This is a genomic window from Chitinophaga cymbidii (genome assembly GCF_007992715.1).
Taxonomy (GTDB): domain Bacteria; phylum Bacteroidota; class Bacteroidia; order Chitinophagales; family Chitinophagaceae; genus Chitinophaga; species Chitinophaga cymbidii.
In genome coordinates, this window is the sequence record NZ_BKAU01000001.1 from 859,171 (window position 1) to 881,282 (window position 22,112).

Below are 22,112 nucleotides of genomic sequence, written 5' to 3' on the forward strand. Positions count from 1 at the left end.
AATACTTTTTTAAACTAATAGGAATATGACAGAAGCTATCATAGTGGGCGCCGTCGCTCTTGCTATAGGTATATTGCTTGGAAAGTTGATTTTCGCTAAAAACACCCAGAGAAAAATACAGGAAGCAGAAGATCAGGCCAAAAGGATCGTTGCAGAGGGCCAGCTTTCTGCCGAAACATTAAAGAAAGATAAACTGTTGGAAGCGAAGGAGAAATATCTCCAGATGAAATCCGAGCACGAGAAAGAGGTGCTGCAACGCAACCAGAAAATTTCTGAATCCGAAAACCGCATCAAGCAAAAAGAGCAAAGCCTCAACCAGAAAAACGAACAGATCCAGAAACAGGTGGCAGAGAACGAGTCGATCAAGGAAAATCTCGGCCGCCAGATAGAACTGGTGAACATCAAACGCTCCGAACTGGAAAAACACCAGGAAGAGCACATCCGCCGCCTTGAAAAAGTGGCCGCGCTGACTGCCGAAGAAGCACGCCAGCAGCTGGTCGAAAGCCTGAAAGAAGAAGCCCGCTCCCAGGCGCTGAGCCACATCCAGGAGATCATCGAGGACGCCAAGACCAAAGCCAACAAGGAAGCCAAAAAGATCATCATACAATCCATCCAGCGTACCGCCGCAGAGCAGACCATCGAGAACGCCATTACAGTGTTCAACCTGGAAAGCGATGAGATCAAAGGCCAGATCATCGGCCGTGAAGGCCGTAACATCCGCGCCATTGAAGCGGCTACGGGTGTGGACCTGATCGTGGACGACACTCCCGAAGCGATCGTGCTCTCTTCTTTCGACCCGCTGCGCCGCGAGATCGCCCGCCTGAGCCTGCAACGCCTGGTGCAGGACGGCCGCATCCACCCTGCCCGCATCGAGGAAGTAGTAGAGAAAACAAAACGCCAGCTGGAAGAACAGGTGATGGAGATCGGGGAAAGAACGGTGATCGAACTCGGTATTCACGGCCTGCATAAAGAACTCGTGCGGATGGTCGGCAAGATGCGCTTCCGCTCTTCTTACGGCCAGAACCTGCTGATGCACTCCAAGGAAACCGCGAACCTTTGCGCCGTGATGGCGGCAGAACTGGGCCTCAACCCCAAACTGGCGAAACGCGCCGGCCTGCTGCACGACATCGGCAAGGTGCCTGACGAAGAATCTGAATTGAGCCACGCCCTGCTTGGCGCCAAGCTCGCAGAAAAATACGGCGAACATCCTGCCATCGTGAACGCCATCGGCGCCCACCACGATGAAATGGAAATGGCTTACGTGATCTCTCCCATCGTTCAGGCCTGCGACGCCATCAGCGGCGCCCGCCCCGGCGCCCGCCGCGAGATCATGCAGAGCTACCTGCAAAGGATCAAAGACCTTGAAAACCTCGCCATGGCATACGACGGCGTGGAAAAAGCCTACGCCATCCAGGCCGGCCGCGAGCTGCGCGTGATCGTGGAAAGCGAGAAGGTAAGCGACAACGATGCAGACCGCCTCAGCTTCGAGATCGCCAACAAGATCCAGAACGAAATGCAATATCCCGGCCAGATCAAAGTAACGGTGATCCGCGAACGCAGAGCCGTGAACGTTGCCCGGTAATCATATTACACACATTACAAAACGCTGCCGCAAATCCATGCGGCAGCGTTTTTTTATACAAGAATCCCTATCTTACCAATTCTTAAAACAAACATTGTATGAAAAGCAAATTTCTGACCCTCGCAGTGATAGGCCTGCTCTCCTTCAGCACTGCATTTGCGCAAAAGCAGCAAAAACTTTTTAACGGCAAGGACCTCAGCGGCTGGAAGGTACACGGCACCGAAAAATGGTACGTGGAAAAAGGTGAGCTGATTTGTGAAAGCGGTCCGGATAAAGAATACGGTTACCTCGCAACGGATAAGACCTTTTCGGATTTTGAGCTGACGGTGGATTTTAAACAGGAAGCGAACGGCAACAGCGGCGTGTTTTTTCACTCTTCGCTCGAAGGCACCAAGATCTCCGGATGGCAGGCGGAAGTAGCGCCTCCCGGCAGCAACACCGGCGGTATTTACGAATCATACGGCCGCGGCTGGCTCATCAAACCGGCAGCGGAAAAAGATCAATACCTGAAAATGGGTGAATGGAACACCATGAAAGTGGTGGTGAAAGGCGATAAGGTGACCACTTACCTGAACGGCCATGAAATGATCACGCTGAATGATGAGAAGATCGGTGCGAAAGACGGACAGATCGCATTGCAGATACACTCCGGCGGCGGCATCAAAGTACGCTGGAAGAATATCAAAATAAAGCAACTGTAAATATTTTCCTGCGCGAACGGGGCCTCATGGCCCCGTTTTCTTTTATATTGCAGCATGACTTCATTACCCGAACAGATCAACGAAACTACGCGCTTCCTGCAGCAGCAGGGCTTTGAAACGCCTACCACCGGCATCGTGCTCGGCACCGGCCTTGGCGAGCTGATAAAAAAGATAGACATCCGCAAAAGCATTTCTTATAAGGACATCCCGCATTTCCCCGTCTCCACCGTGGAATCCCACAAGGGGCACCTGATCTTCGGGCACATTGGCCGCACTTCCGTGATCGCCATGCAGGGGCGCTTCCATTATTATGAAGGATACTCCATGCAGCAGATCACCTTTCCTATTCGCGTGATGAAAGCCCTCGGCATACAGCAGCTCCTGCTCAGCAACGCGGCCGGCGGCATGAACCCCGCCTTCAAAAAAGGCGATCTCGTGCTGCTGGACGATCACATCAACCTGCTGCCGGAAAACCCGCTGCGCGGCGCCCACCACCCTTCCTTCGGCCCCCGTTTCCCCGACATGAGCCGCCCCTACGACCCGCAGCTCTCCCAAAAACTACAGGTAGCCGCCGAAGCCGCGGGAAAACCCCTCCACAAAGGCATCTACGTAGCCGTCACCGGCCCCAACCTGGAAACACGCGCGGAATACCGCTTCCTGCGCCTGATCGGAGCCGATGTAGTAGGTATGAGCACCATACCGGAAGTGATCGTGGCTAACCAGATGGGCCTGCCCTGCGCCGCCGTTTCCGTGGTAACCGATGAATGCGATCCGGACAACCTCGTTCCCGTCGCCATCGAAGAGATCATTGCCGTGGCCGGCAAAGCGGATAAAGTATTAAGCGGGATCTTCGCGGAAGTGATCGCAGAGATGACCTGAAAGCGTTGCCCCGCAGGCCTCGCAACATCCGCGCATTGCCGCAAAACAACTGTCATCTCCGAAAATGATTAACTCGACTTCCGTATAATCAACTCCGTCTTCAACACCCGGATGATCGTTTTCCAGTCCGACACATCCCGGCTGATCTGCTCTATCAGCAACTGCGCCGCCGTCTGCCCGATCTCCTTCACCGGCTGTGAAACCGTCGTCAGCGACGGCTCTATCAAGCCGGACGCATAATCATTACTGAACCCCACCACCGCAATATCCTCCGGCACCCGGAGCCCCCGCTTCTTGATCACCTGTATCGCCTCTATCGCCGTAGGGTCGTTCACCGCGAAAATGGCGTCCGGCGGACGTTCCAGGTTCAGCAGGTGGTTCACGTAAATTTTCACCTTATCCATGCTCAGGTCATAAGAAATGATAAGGTCCTCGTCCAGCTCGATATTATTCCTTTTCAGCGCCGCTTTATAGCCGCTCAAGCGCTTTTCACTGATCTTGAGGGAAGAAGGCCCCGCCAGGTGCGCGATGCGCTTGCGGCCCTTTTCCAGCAGGTAGTTCACCGCCCGGTAAGCCCCGTCGTAATCATCCACGATCACCTTGGGAACGTCCATCTCGTCACAAACACGGTTGAAGAATACAATGGGAATGCCCTTCCGGTGGAATATCTTCAGGTGATCGAAATTCCGCGTTTCCTTGGTGATAGACACCAGGATGCCGTCCACCTGGTTCGCCAGCATCACCTTCGTGTTGGCTACTTCCGTTTCATAGCTTTCATTACACTGGCAGATGACCGTGTTATATCCCGCCTTGCCCGCCACCTCCTGCGCGCCCATGATCACATTGGGAAAAAAGGAACTGTAGAACTCGGGCACAATAATGCCGATCGTATTCGTTTTCTTCGTGATCAGGCTGATAGCCAGCATGTTCCGCTGGTAATCCAGCTTCTCCGCCAGCTCCAGCACTGCCTGCCGTGTAACGGCATTTACGCTGGGATGGCCCGTCAGGGCCCGGGAAACAGTGGATTTCGAAAGATTCAGCTCCTTCGCAATATCAATGATGGTTACCTGGTGTCTTTTCATCGGGTCCGTTTTTAACCGTAGCATAAAGAAACAAATAATTTCGTTATTGGGAACATTCCCGAAAATTGGGAATGTTCCCAACCGGGAAAAACGGGATTTTTTTGCCGTCCAAACAACTGTTAACTATATACTTGGGCTACAATCATAAATTACACGTATGAAAAAGCTGTTGCTGACTGACCATGGGCATTTCTTTGCCGGTTCCACACTACCTATATCACATAGCTTCTCTGCGGATTTCAAACTTCTAAAATCGCTGCTTGTATGACAGTAAGATTTTTATTGCTGCTGCTCGTTCTTTCCGGATCGATGCATGCAATGGCACAGGCGCCAGCCAGCCAGGCCAAAACCATCACGGGGAAAGTTACAGACCCGGACAATGCGCCGATGGAAGGCGTGAACGTCGTCCTGAAAGGAAAAACAACAAAAGCCAACACCAACGCCGCCGGCATCTACTCCATTCGCGTAGACGACCCGGCCAGCGCCGTACTGGTATTTTCCTATGTTGGCTTTCACACGAAAGAAGTCAAACTCAGCGCCACCACCACCGTGTATAATACAAAGCTGGAACCAGCGGTAAAGGGATTGAACGATGTGGTCGTGATCGGTTATGGCACCGTGAAAAGACGCGACCTCACCGGTTCCGTGGGTGAAGTGAAGATGGCGGACATGCAGAAAGCGCCGGTAGCGTCTTTTGAACAGGCGCTGGCGGGACGGGTGGCCGGCCTACAGGTGTCTTCCGTAGACGGCCAGCCGGGCGCGGGACTGAACATCGTGCTCCGGGGCAATAACTCGGTGTCGCAGGACAACTCCCCGCTCTACGTGATCGACGGCTTCCCGATCGAAAATCCCTCCAACGACGTGATCAACCCGGCCGACATCGAATCCATCGAAGTGCTGAAAGATGCCTCCGCCACGGCCATCTACGGCGCCAGAGGCGCCAATGGCGTGATCATGATCACCACAAAAAAAGGTAAAACAGGCGCACCCGCCGTCAGCTACCAGGCCTGGGTAGGCGTTCAGCAAAATATGAAGCAGCAGGAAATGCTCGATCCGTACGAGTTCGTGAAATACCAGCTCGAGCTGAACCCCACGCTTTACACGCCGGTTTATCTGAAAGACGGTAAAACACTGGAAGATTACCGCAACATGAAAGGCATCAACTGGCAGGACATGGTTTTCCGCGATGCCTTCATGCAAAACCACAACATTTCCGTAAGAGGCGGTAACGACAAAACGAAATATTCCATTTCGGGATCACTGACGGGGCAGGACGGCATCATCATCAACAGCGGGTACACCCGCTACCAGGGCAGGATCGTGCTGGACCAGACCATCAGCGACAAGATCAAGGCCGGCATCAACGTCAACTATACGCATGCCAAAAAATACGGCACCATCTCCAACACCACGGATAACGGGCCTACTTCCAGCCTCATGTACAGCGTCTGGGGCTTCCGCCCGGTAACCGGCGATTCCCTCAACGACGTTAATATTATAGACGAGCCCTTTGATCCGGATGTGGACCCGATGAACGAATACCGCATCAACCCGGTGCTCTCCAACAGGAACGAATACAAACCGATCTTCAACAACACGCTCATCTCTAACGCCTACATCGAATACAAACCGGCCCAATACTTTACCCTGCGGGTAACCGGCGGCCTCACCAAAGTAGACATCCGCCGCGAAGTGTTCAACAACTCCAACACCCGCTCCGGCAACCCGAAGAGCAGCAACCTTGGTGTGAACGGCTCTATCAGCAACACCGAAACGGTGAACTGGCTGAACGAGAACACGCTCACCTACGCCCGCACCTTCAATAAGGTACACCGGTTGAATGTAGTGGGCGGGATGACCATGCAGCAGGTTTCCTCGCATCGCTATGGCTTCATCTCCACACAGGTGCCCAATGAATCCCTCGGCATGAGCGGTCTCGATGAAGGGATCATCACCAACGCGCCGACGGCTAAATCCACCAATACGCTAATGTCTTTCCTTGGACGTGTGAACTACGGCTATAAATCCCGCTACCTGTTCACGTTCTCCTTCCGCGCGGACGGCTCCTCCAAATTCCCCACCAACGCCAAATGGGCTTACTTCCCCTCCGGCGCGGTGGCATGGCGGCTAAGCGACGAACCGTTCATGAAGAACATCTCCTTCCTGTCGGACGCCAAGATCCGCGCGGGGTACGGTCTTACCGGGAACAACCGCGTGGACGACTTCGCCTACCTTTCTTCCCTGCAGATAGTCACTTCTTCCGGCTACAGCTTCGGGGAATCACCGGTGCAGGGCATCATCCCGAACAACCTCGGCAATACGCAGCTGAAATGGGAAACAACAGGGCAGGCGGATATCGGTATCGATCTCGGCTTCCTGAACGACCGGATCACCCTTACTACCGACTACTATAAGAAAAATACCCGCGACCTGCTGCTGAACGCCACGCTGGCGCCGTCTTCCGGCTACCTGAGCGGATACAGGAACGTAGGCCGCGTATCGAACGAAGGGTTTGAATTTACCCTCAACACCGTTAACGTAAAAGGAAAAGATTTTACCTGGTCCTCCAACTTCAACATTGCGTTTAACCGTAACCGTGTGATCCAGCTGAACGAAGGCGAACCGAGCTACGCTTCCCGCATCACCTGGGGCAACTTCAACAACGCCTATCCGTACATCGCCATTCCGGGTCATCCCATTGCGCTGTTCTACGGCTTCCTGTTCGACGGCATCTACCAGTACGGCGATTTCAATCAGCTGGCCAACGGCTCTTATGTGTTGAAAGACGATGTGCCGAACAATGGCTCTCCCCGCGCGAATATGCAGCCGGGGCATATCAAATACAAAGACATCAACCAGGACGGTCAGGTAGATAACAACGACCTGACCATCATCGGAGATCCCAACCCCGTGCACATCGGCGGTTTCTCCAACAACTTTTCCTACCGCAACTTCGACCTGAACGTTTTCTTCCAGTGGAGCTATGGTAACGACATCCTGAACGCCAACCGCATCGAGTTCGAAGGCGGCGACGTGGTGCGCAACTACCTGAACATGTTCAAATCCGTGGAAAGCCGCTGGACGCCCGACAACCCGTCCAACACCATGTACAAGATAGGCGGACAGGGGCCGCTGGTATATTCTTCCCGCACGATCGAAGACGGTTCCTACCTCCGGCTGAAGACCGTAGCGCTGGGATATACGTTGCCCGCGCACATCCTCAAAAGGGCCGGCATCAAGTCCCTGCGGGTGTACACCTCCGCGCAGAACCTGATCACATGGACGAACTACACCGGCCTGGACCCGGAAGTTTCCGTACGCCATTCTGCTTTAACGCCCGGTTTCGACTGGTCCGCTTACCCGAAAGCAAGGACCCTCACTTTCGGGCTGGATGTTAGTTTTTAACGATTAAAATGTAGAAAGATGAAGCCGAGCATAATGCGAGGCTCCATCTGACCCGCAAAAATTAAATATTAACAGATGAAACGTTTGATCAACATATTACTCCTGGCCGGCTGCATGTTCAGCTCCTGCAAAAAATTCCTGCAAACGAGCCCGGAAGACTTTGTGACACCGGACAACTATTATAAAACGGAAGCAGACCTGCAGCGCGCGCTCAACGGCGTGTACAACAGGCTGATCGATAACTACGGCAGGATGTACTCCCGCGGGCTGTACAGCTTCTTTGCCATCAGCGATGAATTCTTTTACAAGAACATCACTATCAACCACCTGAAGGTAATGGACTTTGATGCCGGCCAGCTGGACGTAGGCAAGCTCTGGGAAGTGGCCTACCAGGGAATCGACAGGGCCAACCTGCTGCTGGAGAATGTGGACAGGCCGGAGATGGACGAAACAAAAAGGAACGCCATCAAAGGGGAAGCACTCTTCCTGCGCGCCTACTATTACTACATCCTGGTGAACAACTACGGCAGCGTGCCCCTGAAGCTCGTTTCCACCAAATCGCCCACAGATCCTTACCTGCCGGGCTCTCCCATTGCGGACATCTACAACAGGATCGTTGCGGACATGCAGGAAGCGGAAGGGCTGGTAAGTGACATCAGCGGCTTCACCAACAACGAACGCATCAGCAAAACGGCCGTACAGGCCATCCTGGCAAGGGTTTTCCTGAAGATGGCCGGCGAGCCGCTGAAGGATGCATCCCGCTACGAAGATGCACTCACCTACGCCAACAAGGTGATCACCTCCAACAAACACTCCCTGCACCCGGACTACAAACAGATATTCATCAATCACTCCGCTAACCTTTATGACCTGCAGGAATGCCTCTGGGAAATAGGCATGTACGGCGACCAGCAGGGCATTCAGCTGGCGGGCGCGGTAGGCATTGAAAACGGACTGGAATGCCCGGATGATAATATCGGCTACTCCGGCGGCGCATTGCATGTTACCGCGCGCATCTTCAACATGTTCGATTCTGCTGATCTCCGCCGCGACTGGGCCATTGCTCCCTATAAATATGTGGTGTCCAACGGCGTTACCTCCAAATCATTCTACACCGATGCGCAGATCTATGAACGCACGGTAGGCAAATGGCGCCGTGAATATGAAACCGCCGCAACAAAAAACCGCGTATACAACTCCACCAACTTCCCCGTGATCCGCTATGCGGATGTGCTGCTGATGAAGGCCGAAGCCGAGAACGAAGTGCACCAGGGCCCCACACCGGAAGCCTACGAAGCCATCAACAAAGTGAGAAGAAGAGGTTACGGCAAACCGGTGGACGTACCGGACCCGGCAGTAGACCTCGCAGGACTGGGCCAGGAAGAATTTCTTGCTGCGGTGCAGGACGAACGCGCCCGCGAGCTTTGCTTTGAAGGCATGCGCAAACACGACCTCATCCGCTGGGGCCTCTTCATCACCAATATGAAGTCCCTCGTAGGAGATATCGACGCCACCGCTCCTTCCGCCTACAAATATGCCGCCAACGCCGCAAAAAACACCACGGCCCGGAACATCTGGCTGCCCATCCCTACCACGGAGCTGACCGTGAACCATCTCATGAAACAAAATCCTAACTGGTAAAACGTATCATCATGCGCAAAGCATTTATCATACCGATCCTTCTTACTACCGTTGCCGCCTGCACGAAAGAAAAAGTGACCACGCCGGGCCTGGAAGTTTCCACCTCCTCCCTGACCTACAAAGCAGGCGATACCGTGACTTTCAATCTCCGCGGCAATCCGGACAACATTACTTTCTATTCCGGCGAGCCGGGCCATAATTACGAGTTCCGCGACCGCACCCGCGCCGAGAACGACCTGCTGATCGATTTCACCAGCCTTGTGCAATTCGGAGAGATCCGGCAGAACCTTCAGCTCATGATCTCCACTGACTTCACCGGCGTAGCCGATTCCAACGCGATCAAAGCCGCTACCTGGACGGACCTCTCCGACCAGGTGACCTTTTCCTCCGGCGCAGACCGCACGCCCTCCGGCACCTTGAACCTGAAGGACTACGCCGTGGAAGGAAAGCTGATCTACGTCGCCTTCCGCTACACGGATTACAAGAAAGAAAAAGGCCAGAACAGGTGGGTGATCCGTACTTTCAATGCACAGAACATTTCGCCGGACAGCATCGTTACGCCGCTCGCTACGGTAGCCACCGGCGGATGGCAGGCAGTGGATTTTAAAAACTACAGCAAGAAATGGGTGATCACCACCGCGCAGCTGCTGATGGAAAGCACGGACAAAAACGGGGATGATAATGAAGACTGGATCTTCGCCAAAGGCTTCGACCCCTTCGCGATCAAACCGGATGAAGGCACTGCCTTGAAAAACATCAGCACCGTACTGTCCCAGCATCAACACGTATACAAAAAACCCGGTACCTATAAAGTGGTGTTTGACGTTTCCTCCGTTCGTTACAACGGTGAAAAGCGCGCGCAGAAAGAAATTATCTTAACTATTACGAACTAATTATCCATGAACGCTGTCATTGATACGTCGGTTATTGTTGTGTTTTCGGTATTTATTATGCTGGTGGGATTTTCTTTCTCGCGCACAGGCAGAAACCTCAAATCGTTCTTCGCCGCGGGCGAGGCGGTGCCCTGGTTCATCGGCGGGCTTTCGCTCTTCATGAGCTTTTTCTCCGCCGGTACTTTCGTGGCCTGGGGCTCCATCGCCTACAAGTACGGCTGGGTGGCCGTTACCATCCAGTGGACGATGTGCATCGGGGGGCTGGTGACCGGCCTGTACCTCGCACCGAAATGGAAAGCCACCGGCAACCTGACAGCCGCCGAATTCATCCGCGAACGCCTCGGCGATAAAGTGCAGAAAAGCTACATCTACATTTTTATGCTGGTGTCCCTGCTGATCAAAGGTTCCGTATTGTATTCCGTAGCCCGCCTGGTCAGCTCCTCCCTCGGTTTTCCGCTGATGCCGAGCACAGTGGTGCTTGGATTGTTCATGATCGCTTATACCGCCGTAGGCGGGCTGTGGGCGGTAATGGTGACAGACATCCTGCAGTTCGTGATCCTCACCGCCGCCGTGCTGATCATCATCCCGCTGGCATTCGACGCCGCGGGCGGCGTGCAGCAGTTCCTGCATTTTTCTCCCGAAGGATTTTTTGAAGTGGTGAACGGTGAATATACCTGGGGTTTCATGATAGCGTTCGCATTGTACCACATCTTTTACATCGGCGGCAACTGGACGTTCGTACAGCGCTACACCAGCGTGGACACGCCGAAGTCCGCCTCCAAAGTAGCGTATCTGTTCGCCGGGCTGTACATTATCAGTCCCGTGCTGTGGATGCTGCCGCCGATGGTATACAAGACCATCAATCCCGGTCTGACCGGACTGGATACGGAAAACGCCTACCTGATGATCTGCCAGCACGTATTGCCGGCAGGTCTGATGGGGCTCATTCTCACCGGCATGTACTTCTCTACGTCCGCGTCCGCCAATACCGCGCTGAACGTAGTATCCGCCGTTTTCACGAACGACATCTACAAAGGCACGCTCAACCCGAACGCTTCAGACAAAAAGCTGATGCTGGTGGCGCGCGTGTCTTCCTGGTTCTTTGGCATCGGCATGATTGCCATCGCCCTGGTTGTTCCCTACATCGGCGGCATCGTGGAATTTACGTTAAGCATTGGCGCCATCACCGGCGGCCCGCTGCTGGCGCCGCCCATCTGGGCGCTGTTCTCCAAACGGCTGACAGGAAAGAGCACGCTGTACATTACGCTGATCAGTCTCGCCGCCAACCTCGTTTTCAAAATGATCCTGCCGTTCACTTCCGGGTTCAGCCTGAGCCGTGGCGAAGAAATGCTCGTTGGCGTGGGCCTGCCGTTTCTGATGCTGGCATTGTACGAGATATATGCCGCCTATAAAGGAACGATCAGTAACGAATATACGGAGCTGCAACAACGCAAGGCGCTGCGGAAAGCGGCGCCGGTGGAAGTAAGCGAGGAAGAAGCATTCGAGATCAGGAAGCAGAACAGGTTCGGGTTGAACGTGATCTCCTTTTCACTGGCTTTCATCGCCGTGCTGCTGTACGTGCTTTGCTTCTTTTCCGGTGCAAGCGCCATGCTCGTAGGCGGTATTGCCACGGTGATCCTGTTTTCATCCCTGATCCCGCTGCGTGCCGCGCGGAAAGTAAAATTGCATTGATATGAAGAGATATATTGTGCTGGCTTTTCTCTGGTTTTCCGCGCAACCCGCGGATGCGCAACAGCGCGTTTCCCTGGAAAACGGGGCCTTGAAGCTGCGCTGGACAAAGAAAGAAAGCGGATGGCAGCTGAGCGATGTCACCGTGCATAAAACCCGGCTGTCGAATCCCAGCGGCGAATACACATTGCTGTATTCGAAAGAAAAGCCGGACTCCACACCGGATGCCACATACGCCCAATTCCCCGGGGAACAGTACCATTACATCGTTCCACTGTGGAAAGAGATCACGCAGCCTGTGCAGATGAACACGGCAGGAGAAGCGTTTCACTTCTATCCCGCCGAAGTTATCCATCATCAGAACAATGCGGTCACCTTTACAAGAGAACTCGGCATCGCCACGATGACCACGGCCTGGAGCATCGATCCCGATTATCCGGCCGACCTTCGCGTAAAGATCAGCCTGCGCGCCAAACAAGCCGGCTATTTCTCTATCGCAACGCCTACCATTGCCACTTCCTCTGAAAAGAACCTGAAATGGGCCGGCATTCCCGGTCATTTCCAGAGCAATGCCATTGAAAAGGATTTCATCAAAGCCTTCGGATACATGCAGGGTATCCCGGACAAACCCGTGCTGGTGCGCGAACGCAGCACCACTACTTTGTCGCCGTACATGGAGATGAAAAACAACATCACCCTCGCCGTGATCCCTGATCCCGGCACCGGCCGCGATCCCTGGGAACTGAACGCTAAAACACAGAACACGTGGCTGCTGGGGCTTTCCCTGATGAACCGGAAAGCCATGCTCACACCTACGGCGTATCATCCCGTACTCGGACAAAAAGGTTCGCTGCTGCAGGCCGGTGATTCAATAACCTTCTCCTTCCGCTTTTCCATCCAGCAAAAAGACTGGTATACCGTGTACAAACATGCGGTGAATGACATCTATCATTTCCGCGATTTCCTCGCGCTGAAAAAAACAAAACAATCCCTCACCGACCGCATCCTCGCCATGCACCGCTACCTCATCGACGATAAAACGTCCCTGTGGCGTACCGAAGCGTACAAGGGCATGCGCATCGGCGCGCAGGCTTATCTCGGCGGCGTATATGGGTCGAATAAGGACGCCATGAAAAATTCCGATTACGGCGCGATGTGGATGCTGGCCAATATCATGCAGGACACGGTATTGCAGGAAACAAGGCTGCCCTACGCCCGCAATTTCAAATTGCAGCAGCAGGAACATCAGCCCGGCTTCTTTTACGGCGCCGCCGCGGGACAATACTACCTTTCGAAAAGCAAACGTTTCACGGAAGAATGGGGGCCTTATGTTGAGCCGGTCGGTCTGACTTATTACATGCTGATGGATGCCGGTAACGTTTTGCTGTTCGAGCCGAACGATACGGCGCTCACTGCCACCCTGCAACGCGCGGCGGACAGGCTGCTGCGCTGGATGGAGCCGAACGGCCGCTGGCAGGTAGCATACGACCACGCCACGCAGCAACCCCTGTTCACCGAAGTGGAAGACCTGCGCCCAACGTTCTACGGCCTCGTGATCGCCTACAAAATATTGCACGATAAAAAATACCTCGATGCCGCCCGCAAAGGCGCGGACTGGTACATTAAAAACGCCGTGGAGAAAGGCCGTTTCCTGGGCGTTTGCGGAGACACCCGCTTTGCGCCGGACTTTGCTACCGGCCAGAGTGCGCAGGCGCTGCTGGAACTCTACGATCTCACAAAAGACCGGAAATATCTCAACGCCGCAATCGCTACCGCAAAACTATATACGACTTCCATCTATACCCATCCCATTCCCACTACCGCCGCGAAAACCGTGAACGGCATCCCGCGGCAGGATTGGGAGATCAGCCAGGCAGGGCTCAGCTTTGAGCACGGCGGCAGCCTCGGTTCCGCCAACTACCGCGGCCCGATACTACTGGCCAGCCACGCCGGCATGTTCGTACGGATGTTCGCGTTAACCGGCGATTCACTGTTCCTGAACATGGCGCGGGCCGGGGCTTTGGGCCGTGATGCCTTTGTTGATCCCGCAACGAGCGTTGCCTCCTACTATTGGGACGTGATGAACAAAGGCGCAGGCCCTTATCCCCATCACGCCTGGTGGCAGGTAGGCTGGATCACGGATTACCTGCTGGCGGAAGCTAAAATGCGCTCCGGCAGCAAAGTGAAATTCCCGCGCGGGTTCATCACGCCGAAAGTAGGTCCACACCAGGCATATGGCTTTGCGCCGGGAGAAGTGTACGGTACAAAAGCAGACCTGTTACTGAAGGATGGCCTGCTCCGCGCGGACAGTCCTTACCTGGATTATTACTGCGCGATCAACCGGGAACAGCGCAAGCTGTTTTTCATCCTGCTGAATAATGATGATGAACCGCTGCATACAACACTCCACGCTGATGTACAGCCGGGGCCAGCGGTACAGTTCGCCGCAGACGGTAGCAGGAAAACCATCACTGCCGGGAAGACCATTCCCGTGCAATTACCACCTTATGGCATACAAGTGATCGAAGTAAATTATAAATGAGCAAACGTTTAACATATACCTACCTGCTGCTGCTCGGAAGCCTCACGGCCCGGGCGCAGGAATCCCTGCTTGTGGAAGCGGAAGACTTTCAGTTCAAAGGCGGATGGCAGACAGAGAAAGCCGACGGCCGTACGATCCTTCGCGTGTTCTCCGGCAAAGTAGCCGCCGCGGACGCATTGACCGTGATCGACGTTAAAAAATCCGGCAACTACGCCGTATGGGTGCGTACGCCGGATTATCCGGCGAATCATCCCGGCACCAGGTTGTTTTCGTTACATATAAATGAGCAAGCCATGCCGCGGGAATCCGGGCAACATGGCAAGGACGGCTATTACTGGGAGAAAGCAGGCAGCGCTGTATTGGAGATCGGAGAAAATGTGCTCCGCCTCAAAGACACCCGCCGCAACTTCGGGCGGTGCGACGCCATCCTGCTCACCAGTACCGATGCGAATCCCAATGAACAGGACATCAAACCGGCAAAGGCTGCTATCGTTCAGAAAACAACTACGTCCACCTCACCCGCCACCGGTGATGCGTTGGCTATACCCAAAGATGCACGGACAATTGCTGCCATACAGAATGATAAAATACGGTTGCGGTTTGTGGAAGGAACAGATAAAAAGGCTTTAACGGTAACAGACATACGAAAGAACGATCAATGGATTTCGATGGATAATGCACACGAATCCAACCGTATCTTCCTGTTAAACGCCGTTGAGCCGCAGCTCAACTTCGGCAGCTTCTTTCCTTCCTGGAAGGGATCGCTCGGCAGCAGCAGCTTCACCAGCAAAGGCAAAACATATTCCATACAGGAGCCGGGCCAGTTGCTGAACCCTTTCCTGGCGGGCAAACTAAGCGTTTGCCACGCTACCACCGTACAACAAACGGACGATCACACACTGGCCGCGGAATACCAGACCGCAGACGGACAAGTGATCAAAGGTACCTGGCAGTTACCTGCGGGAGCACAGCATCTTCAGCTGACGCTGGACTACACCCCGGCGCAACAGGGTTATTACAGCTTTGTGGTAACAGCCTTCCAGGGCATTGCGCCAGCAGAAGTTACCAATGTACAGCTGCCGCCGATGTTCCAGTACCAGCGCCTGCCGGAAGGGCCGGTAATGCTGCCCTCCGCCATGATGCCGCAGCCGCTGGCCATCGTGGAGAATAAAACGCTCACAACATTTATCACGGCTGCACCCTCCACCTATCCGCTGGATTGGGCGCAGTCATTCACCTCCCGCGCCGGTTTCTCCATCAAAAATGAAAAGAATAATGTGCAGCCGGTGGCTTTCGCGCCGGTACTCGGGCTGGATGATGCTAAAACCGCAGCGGGTCAGTCCATCCGCCGCTCTTTTGTTATCGGCGCGGTAGCGGCGCCCTGGCAGGATGCGCTGGCCTATATTTCAGACAGCATCTACCGGGTGAAAGATTACAGGAAGCAGGAAAAAATTTCACTGACGGAAGCCGCCTTTAACATCATTGACCTGATCAAAAACGATACCGCCTCCGGCTGGGCGCCGCAGCTGAAAGGGTTCTACGATATTGAAGCCGATCCGAAGATACGCCCCACCGTTGTGCAGGCCGCGCCGCTGGCGGTGATCTCCGCGGCGGTGATCGGCAGGGACGAAGCGCTGTATATCAACAGGGCGCTGCCAACGATCGAATATACTTTATCCCGCAGCGGGTTCCGCTGGGCAAATGGCATTGCCGGCACCTTGTTCAATAAAGACAAACGATCATTGCGGCTCAGTCCATTCAACTCCCAGTTCACCACTGCGTACTACGAAGGTTTATACCAATTGTTACAGCAAGCCAACCCCTGGCTGAAAAGCATCGCGCTGCCGGATAACGCCGTGCGGAACGCAAAAGGTTACTCCGTGCGGGTACCGGAATGGTCGCAGGAACTGGCCGCCTACCGCATGACGAAAGACCGCAAATGGCTGGATGCCGCGCGGAAAGGCGCCAACGCATTCCTTGACACGGAAGTTTACGGCCGGCATACCACGCCGCTCAGCAAACAACCCTTTTACAATACGTCCTTCTACGCCAACTGGTGGGACCTCCCCGACCTTTATGACATAACAGCAGACAGCACTTACCTGCGCGCCGCGGAAGATGCTGCATTTCACACATTGGCAGGCGTACGTACGTATCCGTTAGTGGAAGAAAAAATGCAGACCATTCATCCGAAAGGTGTTTATAACGGTAATACAACGATGTGGTGGAAAGGCGGTAAAAAGTACCGGCTGGGCTTCCCGCGGCAGAAAGGCGATGCGCCGGAAAAGCAGGTACCGCAGCGCCTTGTTTCACCGGTGGGACTGGGCTTTGAGCAGCCCTTCACGTTCTTCGATCCGGGCAAGCTGGTGCGCCCCGTATTCATGAGCAGCTGGGCGCCGCACCTGTTGCGCCTCTCCGGCAGCCGTCACGGTGAGCTGTTTGAAACGTACGCCCGGAACGCCGTGATAGGCAGGTTTACGAACTATCCGGGGTACTATGGTACAGGGTTTACAGACATCACCATGCAGCCTGACTTCCCGTATAAAGGGCCAGACGTAAGCTCCATCTACTATCATCACATTCCGCCACACCTCGCTTTCACGCTGGATTTCCTGCTTACTTCCGTCATGCAGCGCGCAGCCGGACAGATAAGCTTCCCTTACAGCAAGCAGGATGGTTTTGTGTGGTTCAACAACCGCATTTTCGGTGGTGGGAAAGGACAGGTATTTGATGATAAGGACGTAAGCCTGTGGATGAAAAAAGGATTGATTCAAATCGATAATCCAGCCGTGAATTATGTAACGGCAACATCCGGTAAACATTTCTGGGTCATCCTGATGAATGAAGCGCAGGAAACACAGACCTGCAACATCACCATGAGCAGCGAGGCGCCGGTGGCGGAAAACGCGAAAGGTGTAGCCTATCCCGGCAGTGGCGCTGTAAACAGAACGGTAACGCTGGAAGGGAAAGGGTTTACAGCGATCGCTTACCCGTTGTCCGGAAAGCAGTCCACCCGCAAAATAACGCCGCTGAAGCACGGCATGCAGGAAGTGGACTTCGGTCCCGGTATCGGGAAATTCTACGCTTTCAGGATACGTTCGCCGTTCGGGTGGGATTCTATCTATGGATATTTTGAGGACATCGCATCGGAGGGCGCTACCGCCTCGGTGACGATCAATCACAGGGAAGAAATAAAGAACGCTTACCCTTACGAATGGTCGTATCACCCGCTGGACACGAAAGCGGACGCTACGATCAAGATTCAGGTCAGAACAAGAAGCGGAAAAACATTTGACAAATCAGTAGCGCTATAAAAAAATTTCGTTCAATGAACCAACAAAAGCTGAAGAGTGCGACGCAACGGCGGGCCCACCAGGGCTATACCGCCGGCCTCATAAAAAAAGCCTGCAGCAGCGCCGTTGTTCTTTACCGTGAATGCGGACGCATTGTGTTAGCATTGCTGCTATGGACGGGCACCGCGCAGGCGCAAACGAAAGAAGACCTGATCGCTGCATCACAAGCCGGCGCATCGCCGTTGTTCTTTTCCGTAAATGCGGAGAAGGTGCCCCTGGTAACTACCGGCAACTTCAGCGATCCCCGCGAATGCACTGTCAGGAACGGGCTGCCCAACTTCTTCCATAAAGTTCGTGCAGGCAAGCCCGTTACAGCCGGGTTTATAGGCGGCAGCATCACGCAGGGCAACGCGTGCTACCGGCCGCAAACGGCGAAATACCTCCAGTCCATGTTCCCCGATGTCCCCCTGAAAGCCATCAACGCCGGCGTTTCCGGCACCGGCACCGACCTGGGCGCCTGCCGGCTGCGGGACCAGCTGTTGCAGTACCATCCCGATCTCATATTCGTGGAGTTCGCGGTGAACGGCGCCTATGCGCCAGGCATGGAAGGGATCGTCCGGCAGATATGGCAATTTGATCCGGAGATCGACATCTGCCTGATCTACACTATCAATAACGGGCAAACGAAAATATACGCGGAAGGCGGTATTCCCGCTAACATACAGGGACTGGAGAAAGTAGCAGCGCACTACGGCGTGCCTTCCGTGCACCTCGGCCTGGAAGCCTCCCTGCTGGAAAAGGACGGCAAGCTGCTCTGGAAGCACAGCGGCGAAGCACCGGGCAAGATCGTTTTCTCACATGACGGTACTCACCCCGTACTGGCGGGCGGTAACCTTTATGCAGCGGCCATTGCGCGGAGCATGCAGCAAATGAAGCACACCGCCGAACCGGTTAGGCACTTGCTTCCGCCCGCCTTGCATCCCGGTAACTGGGAAGATGCGGCGATGTTCGCTCCGCTTGATCTCGCCACTTTCAAAGGCGGCTGGCAACAGGCTGAGCCGATGAAACAGTTTGCGCCCTGGTTCCCTTATGTGATGCAGGCCGCCACACCGGGCGCTTCGTTCACCTTCCGCTTTTCCGGCACGGCCTTCGGGCTTTTCACCATCGGTGGGCCGGAAGCTGGACAACTGCGTATTACGGTGGATGGTCAACCTGTCAGCCTGACGGACAGCCCGCTGGCGGGCACGCGGATATTCAGCGCGGGCGAACAACCGCTGCTCAACCTGTTCAACCGCTACTGCAGCAACCGGTACCGCGGGCAATATGACCTCGTGGCGCTGGAACCGGGCGATCATACCGTAACCATTGAACTTTCCGGTGAGCAGGCGGATAAAGCAAAAATACTGGGACCGCAACAGCAGGGTGATATTTCGCAACATCCGGAAAAGTACGCCCGCACCGTGGTCTATCTCGGCAAGATATTGCTGAAAGGCCGCCGTATCTGATGGGAATGTTCCCGCAATTTGGGAATGTTCCCGATTGTTTTTAATGGCGTTTGCATGAATAGCGCCTGCTGAAGCATATTAAATTTGATGATGAAACGTACGATGAAACACAGATACTTCACAATACTCTCCCTGCTTGGCGGTCTGACTTTGCCCGCGCAGGCGCAGGTGCCGGGCATCACCGTCCACTCCGCGGGGAAACCTTATGTTTTCAACCCCGCCTTTGTGGTACTGCGCAGCGCGGACAATCCGGGCCTGGCGCTGAAGCCGGCGGGCATTCCGAAAGTAGCGTACAATGTGCTGACCTGGAAGATGAAAGACCGCAGCAAATCGGATTTCAGGCAGCAGAAGATCGACGCTTCCGTAGCCGGCGATGGTTTTGACGACAAAATACTCCGCGGCAAAAGCGAATGGAGAACAGCGAATATCTATAACGTGGGCGAACAAACGGAGATGCTGCCGGTATCCGCGGTCACAAAAGGCGACACCGTGTTCTTCCGGTATGCCGATAACCCGGCCTTCCGGCTGTCCGCCTACAGCATCACTACCGCAAAACCTTATCCTGTTTTACACTATACCTTTACCCCTTTGCAGGCCGGCTACTACAGCGTTGGCTACACGGGTGCGCCGGCATTTACCACGGAACAGGCGGCTGCGATATGGCAGCCACTGATCTGGCAGGAGAAGCGCATCCCGGACGCTGCCTACCTTACACCCGCCTTCATGGCTACCCTTCCCACCACGATGGTGAACGATGGCCGCAGCACCGTGGGTGTACTGGCAGCGCCGCAGGAGCTTCCTTTCCAGCCCTTGCCCACATTGCCGAACAGCCGCTTCGGCATTGCGTTGCGCACAAAACAACAGCAGCTGCGACCGCAGATCTACGCCCCGATGCCCGGCGGTTACCGCTCGAAAATGAACAAAGGCGAAACATTTGAGTTCTCGATGCTGCTGGTGGCGGAACCGCTGGATATCAGCCATACCTACCAGCGGATCGCGGAAACGGTATTCGGGTTTAAGAATTACCGCCGAAACGACATTGCTTCGCTGAATACGGCGCTGGATAATATCGTGGCATATTCGCTTTCGCACTACGCCTGGTTTATCGACAGCCTGAAGGGATGCGCTTATTCCACGGACGTGCCGGGCGCGGTAAAGAACGTGTCCAGCCTCAACCCGCTGGAAATTGCGCTGGTAAAAGATGACGCAGCGATGTTCGAGCAACGCGCTTACCCGCTGATGGAATTTATGTTGTCCCGCGAGAAATTCCTGTTCAGTCTTGACAGCACACAGAAGATCCAAAGCCCTTCCCGCAAGCTGAGAGGCCCTGTAGCCCCGCTTTCCGAGCTGGGCGCTTTATATGCCACATTCGGCCGCAACAATGATTTTTATCTGCAAATGATGCAGCAGGAATATGGCAAAAGCCGCGTACGCAATCTCGATGTAAAAGAAAAAGGCAATAACTGGATCAACGCCATGCATCTTTACAAAGCCACCGGCGATGCGGCTTACCTGCGCACGGCGAAAGAAAAAGCCGATGTGTACCTAAAACAGCGCGTACGCACCGCGCAAACGGCTTTCAATGATCCGTTCGCCGGCAGTTTCTTTTTCTGGCCTTCGTATACGGACAGATGGATAGAGTTATCGGAATTATACGAGCTGACGGGTGATACGGCGTACCTCAACGCCGCGGTGCAGGGCGCGAGGAATTACACCCTTTTCACCTGGATGGCGCCGGGCATACCGGACAGCATGGTGACCGTGAACAAGGGCGGCAAAGCACCGATGTACAACTACCTCCGCTCAAAAGGACATACACAGATGTATTTCCCCGAAGAAAAAGCCCCGGCATGGCGCCTCTCCGAAACCGGTCTCACACCCGAATCATCCGGCACCGCCACCGGCCACCGCGGGATCTTCATGGCCAACTACGCCCCCTGGATGCTGCGCATCGGCCATTACGCGAAAGACACCTTCCTCATCAACGTAGCAAAAGCCGCCGTCATAGGCCGCTACCGCAACTTCCCGGGATACCACATCAACACGGAAAGAACAACGGCCTACGAAAAATATGATTTCCCGATGCATGAGCACAAGGCCCAAAGCGTCAACTCCTTTCACTACAACCACATCCTGCCCATGGCGTCCATGCTGATCGACTACCTGGTAACGGATGCGGTTACACGCAGTAAAGGCGCGATCAGCTTTCCGGCTGAATACATCGAAGGATATGCTTACCTGCAGAACAAAATGTACGGCATGCGGCCCGGCACCTTCTATACGGAGAAAGATGCACAGCTCTGGATGCCCGCAAACCTGCTGCGCATCAGCAATGTGGAGCTGAACTACGTGGCGGCGCGCAAGGACGATCAACTGCTGCTGGCATTCACCAATCAATCGGGACAGCCCGTTACAACAGACGTAACCGTGAACCCACAGCTGGTAAAATTCTCCGGGAACAGCAGCGTAGATGTGTTCGCGGGAGCGGCAAACAAGTTGCAGGACAGCACCTTCACCGTCACCGTACCGGCGGACGGCATAGCAGCGGTATCCCTGCAAAACGTAACACCGCAGCTTTCCTTCCAGCATCTTCTATTAAAAAACACACCGGACAACAGCAAGGATTATGCAAAGCTGAGCACCGGCAACGCACACGCCATGCTGTTCAAGCTGGGCGGGTACGGCAGGCGGCTGTACGTGTACCTGGAAGATGACGATAACAAGGTCCGTCGCGCCACGCTGCACTATGGCAATGAAACGATGACGGACAGCACGTACCCTTTCGAATTTACGGTTCCCCTGAAAGACGGACAGCGCATCCGCTGCTGGCTGTCACTTACAGATATTAACGGAAAAACAACTCAAAGCGAAAAAGTAACCTTAGGAAAAAAAGAATAAAC

General features: G+C 54.5%; 12 protein-coding genes. 11 read left to right on the forward strand and 1 reads right to left on the reverse strand.

Annotated elements, in window-relative coordinates; all coding sequences use genetic code 11:
* Positions 1-25 precede the first annotated feature (25 nt).
* From rny to CCY01nite_RS03285, 3 genes are all read left to right on the forward strand, one after another.
* On the forward strand, positions 26-1,582 hold the full coding sequence (rny, locus tag CCY01nite_RS03275; protein ID WP_146857866.1) for a ribonuclease Y: 1,557 nt from the start codon (positions 26-28) through the stop codon (positions 1,580-1,582).
* Between the two features lie 98 nt (positions 1,583-1,680).
* Positions 1,681-2,283, forward strand: a complete 603-nt coding sequence (locus tag CCY01nite_RS03280) for a 3-keto-disaccharide hydrolase (RefSeq protein ID WP_146857867.1) — start codon at positions 1,681-1,683, stop codon at positions 2,281-2,283.
* Positions 2,284-2,337: 54 nt separating this feature from the next.
* Positions 2,338-3,162, forward strand: coding sequence for a purine-nucleoside phosphorylase (locus tag CCY01nite_RS03285; protein ID WP_146857868.1), 825 nt, complete (start codon positions 2,338-2,340; stop codon positions 3,160-3,162).
* Between the two features lie 68 nt (positions 3,163-3,230).
* On the opposite strand, the gene CCY01nite_RS03290 is transcribed toward CCY01nite_RS03285, so the two are convergent.
* Complete coding sequence (locus CCY01nite_RS03290; protein WP_146857869.1) at positions 3,231-4,244, reverse strand: LacI family DNA-binding transcriptional regulator; 1,014 nt, start codon at positions 4,242-4,244, stop codon at positions 3,231-3,233.
* 264 nt (positions 4,245-4,508) lie between these two features.
* On the opposite strand from CCY01nite_RS03290, the gene CCY01nite_RS03295 reads away from it, so the two are divergent.
* From CCY01nite_RS03295 to CCY01nite_RS03330, 8 genes are all read left to right on the forward strand, one after another.
* Entirely contained in the window at positions 4,509-7,649 is a 3,141-nt protein-coding gene (locus CCY01nite_RS03295) for a SusC/RagA family TonB-linked outer membrane protein (RefSeq protein ID WP_222614299.1), read from the forward strand.
* A gap of 75 nt (positions 7,650-7,724) precedes the next feature.
* Positions 7,725-9,290 carry a RagB/SusD family nutrient uptake outer membrane protein gene (locus CCY01nite_RS03300; RefSeq protein ID WP_146857870.1) on the forward strand — a complete coding sequence of 522 codons (1,566 nt, stop codon included), beginning with the start codon at positions 7,725-7,727 and terminating at the stop codon, positions 9,288-9,290.
* An 11-nt stretch (positions 9,291-9,301) separates the two neighbouring features.
* Entirely contained in the window at positions 9,302-10,183 is an 882-nt protein-coding gene (locus CCY01nite_RS03305) for a DUF5017 domain-containing protein (protein WP_146857871.1), read from the forward strand.
* Positions 10,184-10,189: 6 nt separating this feature from the next.
* Complete coding sequence (locus CCY01nite_RS03310; RefSeq protein ID WP_146857872.1) at positions 10,190-11,875, forward strand: sodium:solute symporter family protein; 1,686 nt, start codon at positions 10,190-10,192, stop codon at positions 11,873-11,875.
* Position 11,876: 1 nt separating this feature from the next.
* The gene (locus CCY01nite_RS03315; protein ID WP_146857873.1) at positions 11,877-14,414 is read left to right on the forward strand and encodes a glycoside hydrolase family protein; all 2,538 of its coding nucleotides are present in this window, start codon (positions 11,877-11,879) and stop codon (positions 14,412-14,414) included.
* A complete protein-coding gene (locus CCY01nite_RS03320) occupies positions 14,411-17,728 on the forward strand; it encodes a hypothetical protein (RefSeq protein ID WP_146857874.1) in 3,318 nt (1,105 codons plus the stop codon). The genes CCY01nite_RS03315 and CCY01nite_RS03320 overlap by 4 nt, the downstream gene beginning before the upstream one ends.
* Positions 17,729-17,742: 14 nt before the next feature.
* Positions 17,743-19,212, forward strand: coding sequence for an SGNH/GDSL hydrolase family protein (locus CCY01nite_RS03325; protein ID WP_146857875.1), 1,470 nt, complete (start codon positions 17,743-17,745; stop codon positions 19,210-19,212).
* A 102-nt stretch (positions 19,213-19,314) separates the two neighbouring features.
* Positions 19,315-22,110: a hypothetical protein gene (locus CCY01nite_RS03330; RefSeq protein WP_222614300.1), complete on the forward strand. Its 2,796-nt coding sequence runs from the start codon at positions 19,315-19,317 to the stop codon at positions 22,108-22,110.
* The last annotated feature ends 2 nt before the right edge of the window (positions 22,111-22,112 follow it).

Coding starts and splice junctions, on each gene's coding strand:
- rny (WP_146857866.1), top strand. CDS start 26: ATGACAGAAGCTATCATAGTGGGCGCCGTCGCTCTTGCTATAGGTATA.
- CCY01nite_RS03280 (WP_146857867.1), top strand. CDS start 1,681: ATGAAAAGCAAATTTCTGACCCTCGCAGTGATAGGCCTGCTCTCCTTC.
- CCY01nite_RS03285 (WP_146857868.1), top strand. CDS start 2,338: ATGACTTCATTACCCGAACAGATCAACGAAACTACGCGCTTCCTGCAG.
- CCY01nite_RS03290 (WP_146857869.1), bottom strand. CDS start 4,244: ATGAAAAGACACCAGGTAACCATCATTGATATTGCGAAGGAGCTGAAT.
- CCY01nite_RS03295 (WP_222614299.1), top strand. CDS start 4,509: ATGACAGTAAGATTTTTATTGCTGCTGCTCGTTCTTTCCGGATCGATG.
- CCY01nite_RS03300 (WP_146857870.1), top strand. CDS start 7,725: ATGAAACGTTTGATCAACATATTACTCCTGGCCGGCTGCATGTTCAGC.
- CCY01nite_RS03305 (WP_146857871.1), top strand. CDS start 9,302: ATGCGCAAAGCATTTATCATACCGATCCTTCTTACTACCGTTGCCGCC.
- CCY01nite_RS03310 (WP_146857872.1), top strand. CDS start 10,190: ATGAACGCTGTCATTGATACGTCGGTTATTGTTGTGTTTTCGGTATTT.
- CCY01nite_RS03315 (WP_146857873.1), top strand. CDS start 11,877: ATGAAGAGATATATTGTGCTGGCTTTTCTCTGGTTTTCCGCGCAACCC.
- CCY01nite_RS03320 (WP_146857874.1), top strand. CDS start 14,411: ATGAGCAAACGTTTAACATATACCTACCTGCTGCTGCTCGGAAGCCTC.
- CCY01nite_RS03325 (WP_146857875.1), top strand. CDS start 17,743: ATGAACCAACAAAAGCTGAAGAGTGCGACGCAACGGCGGGCCCACCAG.
- CCY01nite_RS03330 (WP_222614300.1), top strand. CDS start 19,315: ATGAAACACAGATACTTCACAATACTCTCCCTGCTTGGCGGTCTGACT.